Origin of the sequence: Agromyces bauzanensis, from assembly GCF_014645655.1 — a bacterium.
GTDB classification, from domain to species: domain Bacteria; phylum Actinomycetota; class Actinomycetes; order Actinomycetales; family Microbacteriaceae; genus Agromyces; species Agromyces bauzanensis.
Genome location: NZ_BMMD01000090.1, coordinates 1 through 586, shown reverse-complemented (window position 1 = coordinate 586; position 586 = coordinate 1). Strand labels below are relative to the sequence as shown.

The window sequence follows — 586 nt, the reverse complement described above, 5'->3', positions numbered from 1 at the left end:
ACCTTCGTGCGCTCGGCCTCAACATCATGATCGAAGAGTTTGAACTCGAACGCGTCGAGCTGCCACATCTCCATCGCCGCCGCCCGCTGGAACCGGATATACGAGTACGGGGCCGTTTCCTCGGATTCTTCTCCACCACCCCAGAGCCCGACGCGAGCTCCTCAAGAACCCCGCGACCCCCGCGGACCAGTAACAACAACCAACCCGAGGGGGTCAAGACTCAACGACGATAAGGGGTCAATCTTCGCCCGACGTTGACANGACACCGACGGCGCATCCGGATCAGCAGGATCGTAGGCGATGATCTGGCGGCGCACAGCGGGCGTAAGTGACTTCGACATCCCCCGATCGTGGGGTGCTACCTGTCAACGAACTCATGAGACATGCTGTAAACGAAGACATGAGACAGCTTGTAAACGAAGCTCTGAGACATGACATACCGGATCGTTACACAGGTGCTACCAGAAGCGTCGTCTTAACAACCAGATCGTGGGTTCGCACATGGTCGGCGAACAGAGCGCAGAACTGCGAGTACCCATACTTCTTCTTGCCCGCGCTGTTGGTGTCGGCGTATCGCCGCCACGCT

General features: G+C 58.3%; 1 protein-coding gene. It reads left to right on the top strand.

What is annotated here, in order from left to right; genetic code table 11:
- A partial coding sequence (locus IEX31_RS19190; RefSeq protein ID WP_229662505.1) for a hypothetical protein occupies positions 1 to 233 on the top strand: 233 nt, incomplete at its 5' end.
- Between the last annotated feature and the right edge of the window lie 353 nt (positions 234 to 586).